Here is a 12,320-nt window from a genome sequence, read left to right as displayed (position 1 = left end):
TCGTGCATGGCCGCGCAGTCTGCGGCGCTTTCGCCATCCCTTGAGAGGGTTTCGTTCAGCGACATGCCAGGCTGGCGGGAGGACAAGGTTCTTTCCGCCTTTCGTGCATTTGCCCGTTCCGCCAAGCGCGTTGCCGTAAAGCCCTATCGCACGGGCGCTCTGGGCATCGCGCTTTCCGCCTTCGCTCCCGCTCACAAAGCGGCACTGGCCATGCCCGACGCCGATGAAGCATCGGCCCGGGCATTCTTCGAAGAACATTTCATTCCCTGCCATATCCGCGCTGAAGACGGCGGTTCCGGTTTTGTGACCGGCTATTACGAGCCGGAGGTTGAGGCCTCGCGCGAAAGGACCGAGCGCTTCTGCGTGCCGCTCTACCGGCGTCCCGACGATCTGGTCGATGTGGATGATGAGAACCGCCCCGCCGGGCTCGATCCCTATTTTGCGTTTGCCCGGAAAACGGACCACGGCCTTGTGGAGTATCACGACCGCGGCGCAATTGACCGTGGCGCGCTGGACGGGCGTGGTCTGGAACTCGTCTGGCTCGACAACAGGGTCGATGCCTATTTCATCCATGTTCAGGGTGCGGCAAGGCTGCGGTTTGAGGATGGATCCGTCATGCGCGTCACCTATGCCGCGAAGTCGGGTCACTATTTTACGGGCGCCGGAAAGGTGCTCATCGAGCGCGGCGCGCTTTCTCCGGAAACGGTCACAATGCAGAGCATTCGGGGCTGGTTTTCGGAAAATCCGGAGCGAATTGACGAAATTCTCTGGCAAAACCGCTCTTTCATCTTTTTCCGCGAAACCGATGCGGGAGCGCCGGAACTTGGTCCCGTGGCAGCCGCCAAGGTGCAGCTCGCGCCGGGGCGCTCGATCGCCGTCGACCGGCTGTTGCACACATTCGGAACCCCGTTCTTTATTAATGCGCCGGAACTCGATGTGGTCGATGGCGGGCCATTCCGTCGCCTGATGATCGCGCAGGATACGGGCTCGGCGATCACCGGACAGGCGCGGGCCGATCTCTTCATCGGCAGCGGTTCTGCGGCGGGCGAGATCGCCGGTGTGATCCGCCACAGAGCGGATTTTTATGCGCTGGTTCCCAGAGCGCTTGTGGAAGGCTGAGCAATGACCAGCCACACGCCGAAACGTCTGAGTATGGAAGACCGCATTCTGTGGAACCGCGTGGCGCGGACCACGGAACCGCTCAAGGGCAAGTTTCTTGAAGAAACGGCAGAGCCCGATGACGACACGATGGCCGAGCTTTCGCGCCTGGTGGCGCAGGACACATCGCGGCCTGCTGCGACATCCAGCAGTTCCGGCAAGGCTTCGCCCGCTCCGGTCAAGGCGCATCCGACCCGGCCGATCGACAAGCCCACCCATACCAAGATTGCCCGTGGCCGGCTTGTTCTGGAGGGGCGCGTGGATCTTCACGGGCTGACCCAGTCGGAAGCGCACAGCCTGCTTCTCTCCTTCCTGAACCGCGCCCATGCTGAGGGCATGCGCCATGTTCTGGTGATTACCGGCAAGGGCGCATCGTTCGGCAGTGATGGCGTGCTGCGCCGCGCCCTGCCGCGCTGGCTTGCAACACCGCCCTTCTCCGGCCTGGTGAGCGGGATCGACGAGGCAAGCCGGCGTCATGGCGGCGGCGGCGCGTTCTATATCCGCCTGAAGCGCAGGCACAGGAGCGGCATGTGACCCCGCTTGGCGAGAAAATCCGCGAGCTGCGGCGTGAGCGCGGGGTGAGCCAGAAGGAAATGGCGGCGGCCATCGGCGTCAGCGCGGCCTATCTTTCTTCTCTGGAGCACGGTCGCGCCAGCCCGCCCAACTGGGCGATGGTTCAGAAGATCATCGGTTTTTTCAACGTGATCTGGGATGAGGCGGACGAGCTGCAGCGGATCGCCGAGCTTTCACACCCGCGCGTCGTGGTGGACACGGCGCATCTTTCGCCCTGTGCAACGGAACTCGCAAACCTTCTGGCGGCGCATATCGCTTCTCTGAAGGATGGCGAGATCAAGGTGCTTCTGAAGCAGTTGAAAGCCGTCACCGGCGACCGGGCGACGGACGGGACATAAGAACCTGATGGTTCAGGAATCCTGGTTCAAGAATCCTGGAAAAGCGCCTTCAGCTCATCCAGCTTCTCGTTCACCAGCCAGCCATAATAGTTCTCTTCCGGAAGCTTGACCCGCTGGCCTTTGGCCCGGCGGACGCGGTTTTCCGCTGCCAGACGCGCGGCGCGTGCTTCCGGATTGCCGAGATTGTAGAGCGTGGCGGTGATGCCCGGATTCTTCGAAATGTCGAAATCGGCAATCTGCCTGTAGGCGGCGATGGACTTCTTCACCGTCGCGGCCACATAGGCGAGCGATTTATCCGGGTCCATGATCGTCTGGTAGACTTCCTGCGGGTTGGTGTGGCTGATCTGGCGGAAGCCGGAAACCCTGTTCACCGTGTCGGTCATCTTGAGGGCGGTCAGCGGATTGAGCTGACCGATGCCGAAGGTCTGGCCTGCATAGAAAGGCTGGAAGAAAACGGCCCCGAACCGGTCGTTCGGCCATTTCTTGCCGTCGACGGATTTGCCGCGGAACGATTTGTCCCAGACGGCTTCGCGGCACGACCAGATGTCGTAGCTGCCCTTTTCCTTTTCGCAGTCGGCGAATTCGGGCCGTTCCACGAACTGGCCGACCGTCTCACCGCCATAGGAGAAGGAGAAATCGCTTTTCAGATAAGAGACCGCCTTCACATAATAGGTCTGCAGGCGGTCATAGGCGTCCACATTGTAGGTGTGCTCACCGACGATGGCGCCGACCATGTGAACGGGATCGATGTTGTATCGGGATGAAATGGAGCGGATCTTGGAAACGAGCCCGCCATCCGTTTTCAGAAGCTGGTAGACCTTGCCATATTTGGCTTCATAGGTGGTCTGGGCCGACTTCGTGCGCTTGGCCGAAACACCGGGCACCGGGGGCTGCTTTGCGTTCCGGTTTCCTTCGGGAACGAGTTTGGCCGCGGAAACGGGAAGTGTTCCGACGCAGAAGAAGCCGAGGCAAATGCCTATAACCAGTCGTGCCCGTGGTGCCATGTCGCGCTGCTTGCGCCCCCTGCGTGGTTCTGACTTTTTTGGATTATCGGCAAATTAGGCAAAGCTACCGACCAAGTCGAGAGGCATTCGCAGCCCGACAATCATCACGCCCCGACCGCGGCAGAGATGTCACACTTGCTTATATGCGGGCCTCTTATGCGCCCCTCTTATACGCCATGCCCCGCCGGCTCGGCACCGGCAGGGCATGGGACGGGGAATGGGCAGATTTCGGTTCTGTGCGGGGGCTTCAGAGGATGAAGCGCGACAAATCCGTGTTTCTGGCGAGGTCGCCGACATTCTTGTCGACATAGGCCGCGTCGATGGAAAGCTCGGTTCCCGAACGATCCGGTGCGTTGAACGAGATCTCGTCGAGCACGCGTTCCATCACCGTCTGCAGCCGGCGTGCGCCGATGTTCTCGACGCTGGCGTTCAGATCGACGGCAATGGCCGCCAGACGGTCGATGGCGTCGTCGGTGAAGTTCAGCGAAACGCCTTCGGTTTCCATCAGCGCCACATACTGCTTGATGAGGCTCGCCTCGGTTTCCGTCAGGATGCGGCGGAAATCGTCTTTTTCCAGCGCGCGCAGCTCGACGCGGATCGGCAGGCGGCCCTGAAGCTCCGGCAGAAGGTCCGAAGGCTTGGAGACGTGGAACGCGCCGGAGGCGATGAACAGGATGTGGTCGGTTTTGACCGGACCGTATTTGGTCGCAACCGTCGTGCCTTCCACGAGTGGAAGCAGGTCGCGCTGCACGCCTTCGCGCGAAACGCCGGCGCCCGCACCGTTCTCACGGTTGGCGATCTTGTCGATTTCGTCGAGGAAGACGATGCCGTCATTCTGCGCCGATTCCAGGGCCCGCTGGGTGACTTCTTCCTCATCGAGAAGCTTGTCGGACTCGTCGGCGATCAGAAGTTCGTAGGACTCCTTCACGGTCGTCTTGCGCAGCTTGGTCGGCTTGCCGCCCATGGCCTTCTGGAGCATGTCGTTGATGTTCAGAACGCCGATATTCGCGCCAGGCATGCCGGGCATTTCAAAACCGGGCATGCCGCCGCCGGAATCGGAGACTTCCACTTCGATTTCCTTGTCGTCCAGCTCGCCATTGCGCAGCTTCTGGCGGAAACTGTCCTTGGTGGCGGGGCTGGCGGTCTTCCCGACCAGCGCTTCAAGAACGCGCTCTTCGGCGTTCATGTGGGCGCGGGCCTTCACGTTCTCGCGCATCTTTTCACGCACGAGACCGATGGAGACCTCCACCAGATCGCGGATGATCTGCTCCACATCGCGGCCGACATAGCCGACCTCGGTGAACTTGGTGGCCTCGACCTTGATGAAGGGCGCGCCGGCGAGCTTTGCCAGGCGACGCGAGATCTCGGTCTTGCCGACGCCGGTGGGTCCGATCATGAGGATGTTCTTCGGCATCACCTCTTCGCGCAGCTCCGGCTCGAGCTGCTGGCGACGCCAGCGGTTGCGCAGCGCAATCGCCACGGCGCGCTTGGCGTCATTCTGGCCGATGATGTAGCGGTCGAGTTCGGAGACGATCTCGCGCGGGGAAAATGTGGTCATGTGTCCGTCTCGTTGTTCGTGTCGTATTGCATGATCAGGTAGTCCCCTGTGCGTCCGGCCAGATGAGGCACCGGCTGGAAGCCGGCCTTTTCATAGGCGCGGACCGCACGCGTGTTCTTGGGGTCCGGATCGATGATGATGTTTCTGCGTCCCGTCTCCAGAAGATGGCGCACCATCAGCCTCACTGCGGTGCTTCCGATCCCTTTCGAGAGCAGGTCTTTCGCGCCGATGATCAGGTCGACGCCGACGGTATCCGCCGGAAGGTCGTCCACCCACTGGTCGATCCCGTCGGGATTGTTCGCCAGAAACCAGTACTGAATGTAGCCGACCGGCCGCCCTTCCAGTTCGATCATGAAGGGGCGCGTCGTGTCGCGTCCCTCGATCATGTCGCGGATCTGGCCCAGCTCGATTTCGGGCTCGCCCCACCATTCGCGTATGTGCGGCTGGCGGAGCCAGTCGAGGAGCAGCGGGAAATGATCTGCGGTTACCGGAGAAAGGGCAACCCGGTCTGCCTCATTCGGCGTCAAGGGTTTCCACCACCACATTGTCATTGGTGTAGATGCAGATGGACGCGGCGATCTCCATCGCCTTGCGGGCGATTTCCTCGGCGTCCTTGTCGGTGTCGGCGAGCGCACGCGCGGCAGCAAGCGCATAATTGCCACCGGAGCCGATGGCCATGATGCCCTGCTCGGGCTCCAGCACATCGCCATTGCCGGTAAGCGCCAGGGTGACGCTCTTGTCGGCCACGAGCATCATCGCTTCGAGCCGGCGCAGATAGCGGTCGGTCCGCCAGTCCTTGGCAAGCTCGACGCAGGCGCGCATCAACTGCTCGGGATACTGCTCCAGCTTGGCTTCCAGCCGCTCCAGAAGGGTGAAGGCGTCGGCGGTAGCCCCGGCGAAGCCGGCGATCACATTGCCCTTGCCGATGCGCCGCACCTTGCGCGCATTGCCCTTCATCACGGTGTTGCCAAGGCTGACCTGCCCGTCACCGGCAATCACCACTTTGTCGCCCTTGCGCACAGTGACGATTGTCGTGGCGTGCATGGATTTTTCTTCGCTCATCGCACACTCCTTTTCGCGCCGCCCGAAGAGGCACGGCGCCGTCAGATCGAATATGTAAGTTGATCATTGTGGAATGCAAACGCGCAGATGGATTTGCCATGTCGGTGCCAGGCGCCCTCGCCCTTCGACAAGCTCAGGATGAGGGCTGTTGTTGCGTTGTGCGGCGGGTCCCTTGAGGGTTTGAATATGGGGGTGAACATGGCAGCACATCGCTACGTCGCGTCACCATCCGTCACATCAATCCTCATGGTGAGCCTCTTGAGCTTGCTGAAAGGCGAACCACGAGGGTGCCTGGCGGGGTGTTGAGCACTTTGCAGATGTGGCGATGATGGGTATTGCGGGCGGAGTTTGAAATCAGGATCTGCCGGTCTTGGCGTACCGTCTGGGCGGCAACGGTTCTGGTCTTTGGCGGAACATGCTGCTAGAAGGCTGGCCTTCATGCAGCGCAAAGGGACAGACCATGGCTTCCAGCACAACGCGCACCGCCGAAATCAGCCGCAAGACCAATGAAACGGCCATTGCCGTTCGGGTCGAAATCGATGGCGAAGGCCGTTACGACATGGCTACCGGCGTGGGCTTTCTCGACCATATGCTGGAGCAGCTTTCCCGCCATTCGCTGATCGACATGACGGTGAAGGCCGATGGCGATCTGCACATCGACGATCACCACACGGTCGAGGATTGCGGCATCGCGCTCGGCAAGGCCATTTCGGAGGCGCTGGGCGACCGGCGCGGCATCACGCGTTACGCCTCGCTTGATCTCGCCATGGACGAATGCCTGACGCGCGCGGCGATCGATGTTTCGGGCCGTCCCTTCCTCGTCTGGGATGTTGAGTTTCCGACGCAGAAGATCGGCACGTTCGACACCGAACTGGTGCGCGAGTTCTTCCAAGCGCTTTCCCAGAATGCCGGCATCACCCTGCATGTGACCAATCATTACGGCGCAAACAGCCACCACATTGCCGAGACCTGCTTCAAGGCGGTGGCGCGGGTGCTGCGTACGGCCTGCGAAGCCGATCCGCGCCAGCTTGATGCAGTCCCCTCCACCAAGGGCAGCCTGAAGGGATAAGCCGATGGCAAGCTATGTTGTGATGGAGCCGCCCGAACGCAATCCGGAACAGGCGGTTCTGGTGCGCGACGGCTTTGCGATCCTGGCGTTCATTGCGCCGTTCCTCTGGTTCCTGTGGCATCGCATGTGGCTGGAAGCGCTGGCTGCGGTTGCCGCCGCGCTGCTGCTCGGCGCGCTTGGCACGCTGGAGGGCTGGTCGGTTGCGGCAACGGTGGCCTCGCTCTGCCTGTCGCTGTTCTTCGGGCTGGAGGCGCGCAATCTGCGGGTCTCCATGCTGAAGCGGCGCGGCTGGCATGAATGGGGCGTTGTCGACGCCGACAATCGCGACGAGGCGGAAACCCGTTTCATGGCGGAACTGGTGTTTGCCGACGATGAAGCGCGGCAGGAAACGCCATCCCCTGCCCTCACCGACAGGCCCGCACCGGCCAAGGGCTTCGGCCGTGGCAGCGAGCCGGCGCTCGGTCTCTTTTCCTATCCTGGAGCGCGCTGACCATGAAGGTTGCGATTATCGATTACGGCTCGGGCAATCTGCGCTCGGCCGCGAAAGCCTTCGAGCGCGCCGCGCGCGAAAGCGGCATCGGGGCCGAGATTTCAGTTACGGCGGATGCGGATGCGGTGCGCGCCGCAGACCGGATCGTGCTTCCAGGCGTCGGCGCTTATGCCGATTGCCGGCAGGGTCTCGGCGCGGTGCCCGGCATGGTCGAGGCGATCACGGATGTGGCGCTCGAAAAGGGTCGTCCGTTCCTCGGCATCTGTGTCGGTATGCAGCTGATGAGCGAGCGCGGTCTTGAAAAGACGGTGACCGAGGGGCTCGGCTGGATCGCCGGAGACGTGGTGGAAATGACCCCGTCCGACCCGGAATTGAAGATTCCGCAGATCGGATGGAACACGATTCACGTGAAACATTCGCATCCCCTGTTCGATGGAATCCCCACCGGAGAGGACGGTTTGCACGCCTATTTCGTGCATTCCTATCATTTCGCGGCGCGCAATGAGGCCGAGATTCTGGCCACCACCGACTATGGCGGGACGATCACGGCGGCCGTTGCGCGGGACAATCTGGTGGGCACGCAGTTCCACCCTGAAAAGAGCCAGGCGCTTGGCCTGGCCCTGATCGCAAACTTCCTGCGCTGGAGGCCCTGATGACGGTTTCGACCAAAAAAGGCTACTGGATCGCGATGGTCGATATCGCCGATCCGGAAGGGTACAAGAAGTATATCGAAGCCAATGCGAAGGCTTTTGAGAAATACGGTGCGAAGTTCCTCGCCCGTGGCGGGCAGCATACCGCGCCCGAAGGCCCTGCCGGCGACCGGCAGGTGATCATCGAATTCAGTTCCTATGAGCAGGCGCTTGCCTGCTACAACTCGCCGGAATACCAGCACGCGCTGGGCATCCGGCGGGATTATTCAACGGCGAAGCTCAGCATTATCGAGGGCGTCTGACACATGATACTTTTTCCCGCCATCGACCTGAAAGACGGCCAGTGCGTGCGGCTCAAGCTGGGCGACATGGACGAGGCGACGGTCTACAACACCGATCCCGCCGCGCAGGCCCGCTCCTTTGAGGAACAGGGTTTCGCGTGGCTGCATGTGGTCGATCTGAATGGCGCATTCGCCGGCGCAAGCGTGAATGGCGATGCGGTCGAGGCGATCCTCAAGGCGACGAAGAACCCGGTGCAGCTGGGCGGCGGCATCCGCACGCTGGAGCATATCGAGGCGTGGCTCGACAAGGGCCTGTCGCGGGTAATCCTCGGCACGGTTGCGGTGCGCGATCCGGCTCTGGTGATCGAGGCCTGCAAGGCGTTTCCGGGCAAGATTGCCGTCGGCATCGATGCGCGCGGCGGCAAGGTTGCGGTGGAAGGCTGGGCGGAGACCTCGGATCTTTCGGCAATCGAGCTTGCGCGTCGCTTCGAGGGCGCTGGCGTGGCCGCCATCATCTACACGGACATCGACCGTGACGGCGTTCTGACCGGCATCAACTGGGAATCGACCATTGAACTGGCCGACGCCGTTTCCATTCCCGTGATCGCTTCGGGCGGTCTTGCCTCCATTGCCGACATAGTGCGCATGACCATGCCCGATGCGGCGAAGCTGGAAGGCGCGATCTCCGGTCGCGCGCTCTATGACGGCCGCATCGATCCCGCCGAGGCGCTGAAGGTGCTTAAGGGAGAGGCTGCGTGAGCGCTGACGGTCGCCTGAGCCGGGGCACCAAGAGAACCTTCATCGTTCTTCTGGTGGTGATCCTCGTTCTGGCGGCGCTGCCCGTTCTTTCGGTTGTCGCCTCCAGCATCCTTGCCAGCACTTATGGCTGCACGGTTCACGAGGGCTACAGCAATCCCTGCATGATCGCCGGTGAAGACCGGGGCGACATGCTATATTCCATGTTCGTGATGGGCTGGCTGGGGCTGATAAGCCTGCCCTTCGGCATGGCCGCGCTAATCGCCTGGACAGTGGCGTTGATGATCGCCGTGATCCGGGCCCGCAAGAAGGCGAACCTCGCATGACACTCAAAGCCCGCGTCATCCCCTGTCTCGATGTGAAGGACGGCCGCGTCGTCAAGGGTGTCAACTTCGTCGACCTGATCGACGCCGGCGACCCGGTGGAAGCCGCGAAGGCCTATGACGCCGCCGGTGCTGACGAACTCTGCTTCCTCGACATCACCGCTTCCAGCGACAACCGCGAAACGATCTTCGACGTGGTGGCGCGCACGGCCGAGCAGTGCTTCATGCCGCTCACCGTGGGCGGTGGCGTGCGCGAGGTGTCTGACATCCGCAAGCTGCTGCTTGCCGGCGCGGACAAGGTGTCGATCAACACGGCGGCGGTGAACGATCCCGAATTGGTGGCGCGCGCCGCCGACAAGTTCGGCAATCAGTGCATTGTCGTTGCCATCGACGCCAAACAGGTTTCCGGCGAAGGCGAGCCGCTGCGCTGGGAAATCTTCACCCATGGCGGGCGCAGGGAAACGGGCATCGACGCCGTCGAGTTCGCCCGCAAGGTGGTGGATCTCGGCGCCGGTGAAATCCTGCTCACCTCGATGGATCGCGACGGCACCAAGGCGGGCTACAACATTCCGCTGACCCGCGCCGTGGCCGACGCCGTGCGCGCGCCGGTGATTGCATCCGGTGGCGTGGGCACGCTGGATCATCTGGTGGAAGGCGTTCGCGACGGACATGCGACCGCCGTTCTGGCCGCGTCGATCTTCCATTTCGGCACTTACACGATCGGCGAGGCCAAGGCGCATATGGCGGCTGCCGGCATTCCCATGCGGCTCGATCCCGCGCAGACCCCGGAGCAGGCATGAGCCAGTTCGACCTCACCCGTCTGGAAGCCATCATCGCCGAGCGCGCGCGTTCGGGCGATGAGAACTCGTGGACCGCAAAGCTGTTTGCCAAGGGTACACCGAAGGCTGCGCAGAAGCTTGGCGAAGAAGCCGTGGAAGCGGTGATCGCCGCCGTTTCGCATGATCGCGAAGACCTGATTTCCGAAAGCGCCGATCTCCTTTATCATTGGCTCGTCGTGCTGGCGCTGGAGGGCGTTTCGGTTGATGAGGTGATGGCGGAACTGGAGCGCCGCACCGCGCGCACCGGAATTGAGGAAAAGGCATCCCGAAAGGGATAGATCGTTTCCGCCCTGGGTGGCATCATCCATCGCATGATGGATGGCGACACCGATAAGACAACCATGGCGGCAAGGAAGGGGGCCGCGGACTTCATGGACCAGCTTGTCTCTGGGGAGAACTACTCCCCCTATCGCATTTTCACCGCCGAGAAGTGGGCGAAGTTCCGCGCCGACACGCCGTTGACGCTGACCGAGGACGAGGTGCAGCGCCTGCGCTCGCTGAACGATCCAGTCGATCTGGAAGAGGTGCGGCGGATCTACCTGTCCATGTCGCGGCTCCTTTCGGCGCATGTGGAGGCCACCCAGCTTCTGTTTCGCCAGAGGCAGGTCTTCTTCAACTCCGAAGACGTGGTCAAATCCCCCTTCATCATCGGCATTGCCGGCTCGGTGGCCGTTGGAAAATCGACCACGGCGCGCGTTCTCCAGGAGCTTCTGACCCGCTGGCCGTCGAGCCCGAAGGTCGACCTGGTGACAACGGACGGGTTTCTCTATCCCAACGAGGTCCTGCGGCGCGAGAACCTGATGGAGCGCAAGGGCTTTCCCGAAAGCTACGATGTTGGCGCGGTTCTGCGCTTTCTCTCGGCGATCAAGGCCGGTGTGCCGAATGTTCCGGCGCCGCTCTATTCGCACCTTACCTATGACGTGCTGCCCGGCGAGTTCCGCACGATTGACCGCCCGGACATCCTGATCTTCGAGGGCATCAACGTTCTGCAGACCCGCGATTTGCCGCAGGATGGCACCGCGATCCCGGTGGTTTCGGACTTCTTCGACTTCTCGATCTATATCGATGCGCCGGAAGACCTGATCCATCAATGGTATGTGGACCGCTTCATGCGGCTGCGCGAAACGGCCTTCCAGAACCCGGAATCCTTCTTCCACCGCTATGCGGCGCTCAAGCCGAGCGCGGCGCTGGCCATTGCCGAGCAGCTCTGGGAGACGATCAACCTGAAGAACCTGCGCGAGAACATTCTGCCGACGCGGCCGCGCGCCGATCTGATCCTGCGCAAGGGTGCGGATCATCTGACGGACGAAGTGGCGCTCAGGAAGCTGTGACGCGGCGCAGGGTCAGGTTGATGCGGCCCGGTGCGCTGAGCAGCGTCGAGGTGCCGGGATAGATGCGGTCGACGCCGTGAAAGGCGAGCCGCCCTGCCCCGCCCAGCACCACCACATCGCCGCTTTGCAGCTTGACCGAAACGGTCTTGTCGCCGCGCTTTGCGCCGCCGACGCGAAAGAGGCATGCATCACCGAGTGAAACCGAGACCACGGGCGCGGCGAATTCCTGTTCGTCACGATCCTGATGCAGGCCCATTTTCGCGGTTTCGGCATAGTGATTGACGAGGCAGGCCTCCGGCGGAGCCGGGAAATCCGCCACCTCCTCCCACAGGGCGAGCAGTCGCGCGGGTATCGGCGGCCATGGTTTTCCGGTCACGGGGTGCGTTTCCTGATAGCGATAGCCGCGCTCCCGGTCGGTGACCCAGCCAAGCGGGCCGCAATTGGTCATGCGCACGCTCATTTCCCTGCCGGTTCGCGGCATGACCGGGACGAAAAGCGGGGCCTCGCGCACCACGGCGCGAATGTCTTCAACAAGCGCTTCCTGGGCGGTGCGGTCGAGATAACCCGGCAGATGGCGCACGCCTTCGGTGAGGGTTGGCAATTGGGTCTCCTTACATCTCGAGCACGGTGCATGGTGAGCCGCTGCATTGATGTAGTGCGTGGTTCGACAAGCTCACCATGAGGGTGGGTATAGGCCTGCAAAACCCATTTGCGATGCCGCGAAACCAGACCTTTCTGCAAGGCACTGCATCCCTCATGGTGAGCTTGTCGAACCACGCACTACGCTTGCGCCACATGCCCGAACACGGCATGTACCCGTGCAATCTCACCCGGGAAACTTACACCCACACAAAAGAAAACGGCGACCCGAAAGCCGCCGTTCCTGTC

Annotated in this window: 17 protein-coding genes; 12 read left to right on the top strand and 5 right to left on the bottom strand. The window is 62.1% G+C overall.

The annotated features are described in order from the left end of the window. The first annotated feature begins 6 nt into the window (after window positions 1-6). From mltA to AC4PTT_RS01330, 3 genes are read left to right on the top strand one after another with little or no spacing between them, the layout of a single operon-like run. Window positions 7-1,119, top strand: a complete 1,113-nt coding sequence (gene mltA, locus AC4PTT_RS01340; protein ID WP_492161970.1) for a murein transglycosylase A — start codon at window positions 7-9, stop codon at window positions 1,117-1,119. 3 nt (window positions 1,120-1,122) lie between these two features. After that, window positions 1,123-1,692 (top strand): Smr/MutS family protein, encoded by a 570-nt coding sequence (locus AC4PTT_RS01335; RefSeq protein ID WP_113153627.1) that lies wholly within the window; start codon window positions 1,123-1,125, stop codon window positions 1,690-1,692. Beyond that, entirely contained in the window at window positions 1,689-2,069 is a 381-nt protein-coding gene (locus AC4PTT_RS01330) for a helix-turn-helix domain-containing protein (RefSeq protein WP_113153628.1), read from the top strand. Before AC4PTT_RS01335 ends, AC4PTT_RS01330 begins: the two co-directional genes overlap by 4 nt. Window positions 2,070-2,095: 26 nt before the next feature. On the opposite strand, the gene AC4PTT_RS01325 is transcribed toward AC4PTT_RS01330, so the two are convergent. From AC4PTT_RS01325 to hslV, 4 genes are all read right to left on the bottom strand, one after another. Then, a complete protein-coding gene (locus AC4PTT_RS01325) occupies window positions 2,096-3,073 on the bottom strand; it encodes a DUF1402 family protein (protein WP_113153629.1) in 978 nt (325 codons plus the stop codon). A gap of 247 nt (window positions 3,074-3,320) precedes the next feature. After that, window positions 3,321-4,631: an ATP-dependent protease ATPase subunit HslU gene (gene hslU, locus AC4PTT_RS01320; protein ID WP_206545566.1), complete on the bottom strand. Its 1,311-nt coding sequence runs from the start codon at window positions 4,629-4,631 to the stop codon at window positions 3,321-3,323. Next, window positions 4,628-5,158: a GNAT family N-acetyltransferase gene (locus AC4PTT_RS01315; protein ID WP_492161969.1), complete on the bottom strand. Its 531-nt coding sequence runs from the start codon at window positions 5,156-5,158 to the stop codon at window positions 4,628-4,630. Before AC4PTT_RS01315 ends, hslU begins: the two co-directional genes overlap by 4 nt. Beyond that, complete coding sequence (gene hslV, locus AC4PTT_RS01310) at window positions 5,145-5,693, bottom strand: ATP-dependent protease subunit HslV (RefSeq protein WP_224924912.1); 549 nt, start codon at window positions 5,691-5,693, stop codon at window positions 5,145-5,147. The genes AC4PTT_RS01315 and hslV overlap by 14 nt, the downstream gene beginning before the upstream one ends. Window positions 5,694-6,153: 460 nt before the next feature. Here hslV and hisB point away from each other — a divergent pair, with 460 nt between their 5' ends. The 9 genes from hisB to coaA all read left to right on the top strand — a co-directional run bounded on the left by hisB (window position 6,154) and on the right by coaA (window position 11,432). After that, a complete protein-coding gene (gene hisB / locus AC4PTT_RS01305) occupies window positions 6,154-6,762 on the top strand; it encodes an imidazoleglycerol-phosphate dehydratase HisB (RefSeq protein WP_492161968.1) in 609 nt (202 codons plus the stop codon). A gap of 4 nt (window positions 6,763-6,766) precedes the next feature. Beyond that, entirely contained in the window at window positions 6,767-7,252 is a 486-nt protein-coding gene (locus AC4PTT_RS01300) for a DUF2628 domain-containing protein (RefSeq protein ID WP_492161967.1), read from the top strand. 2 nt (window positions 7,253-7,254) lie between these two features. After that, a complete protein-coding gene (hisH, locus tag AC4PTT_RS01295; protein ID WP_206545564.1) occupies window positions 7,255-7,905 on the top strand; it encodes an imidazole glycerol phosphate synthase subunit HisH in 651 nt (216 codons plus the stop codon). Next, window positions 7,905-8,204: a DUF1330 domain-containing protein gene (locus AC4PTT_RS01290; protein WP_206545563.1), complete on the top strand. Its 300-nt coding sequence runs from the start codon at window positions 7,905-7,907 to the stop codon at window positions 8,202-8,204. Before hisH ends, AC4PTT_RS01290 begins: the two co-directional genes overlap by 1 nt. Window positions 8,205-8,207: 3 nt before the next feature. Next, window positions 8,208-8,942 carry a 1-(5-phosphoribosyl)-5-[(5-phosphoribosylamino)methylideneamino]imidazole-4-carboxamide isomerase gene (gene hisA / locus AC4PTT_RS01285; protein WP_475085336.1) on the top strand — a complete coding sequence of 245 codons (735 nt, stop codon included), beginning with the start codon at window positions 8,208-8,210 and terminating at the stop codon, window positions 8,940-8,942. Then, on the top strand, window positions 8,939-9,265 hold the full coding sequence (locus AC4PTT_RS01280; protein ID WP_206545561.1) for a hypothetical protein: 327 nt from the start codon (window positions 8,939-8,941) through the stop codon (window positions 9,263-9,265). The genes hisA and AC4PTT_RS01280 overlap by 4 nt, the downstream gene beginning before the upstream one ends. Next, complete coding sequence (gene hisF, locus AC4PTT_RS01275) at window positions 9,262-10,062, top strand: imidazole glycerol phosphate synthase subunit HisF (RefSeq protein WP_206545560.1); 801 nt, start codon at window positions 9,262-9,264, stop codon at window positions 10,060-10,062. Before AC4PTT_RS01280 ends, hisF begins: the two co-directional genes overlap by 4 nt. Beyond that, the gene (locus AC4PTT_RS01270; protein ID WP_206545559.1) at window positions 10,059-10,379 is read left to right on the top strand and encodes a phosphoribosyl-ATP diphosphatase; all 321 of its coding nucleotides are present in this window, start codon (window positions 10,059-10,061) and stop codon (window positions 10,377-10,379) included. Before hisF ends, AC4PTT_RS01270 begins: the two co-directional genes overlap by 4 nt. A gap of 93 nt (window positions 10,380-10,472) precedes the next feature. Further along, complete coding sequence (gene coaA / locus AC4PTT_RS01265) at window positions 10,473-11,432, top strand: type I pantothenate kinase (protein ID WP_222510479.1); 960 nt, start codon at window positions 10,473-10,475, stop codon at window positions 11,430-11,432. Here the strand turns inward: coaA and AC4PTT_RS01260 are convergent. Beyond that, on the bottom strand, window positions 11,419-12,033 hold the full coding sequence (locus tag AC4PTT_RS01260) for an alpha-ketoglutarate-dependent dioxygenase AlkB family protein (protein ID WP_206553309.1): 615 nt from the start codon (window positions 12,031-12,033) through the stop codon (window positions 11,419-11,421). The two genes, coaA and AC4PTT_RS01260, sit on opposite strands and share 14 nt — an antisense overlap. Between the last annotated feature and the right edge of the window lie 287 nt (window positions 12,034-12,320).

The organism is Nitratireductor sp. WH36-1, from assembly GCF_058725515.1.
The sequence above is the reverse complement of the archived record's forward strand: the minus strand, read 5'-3'. Positions and strand labels throughout refer to the sequence as shown.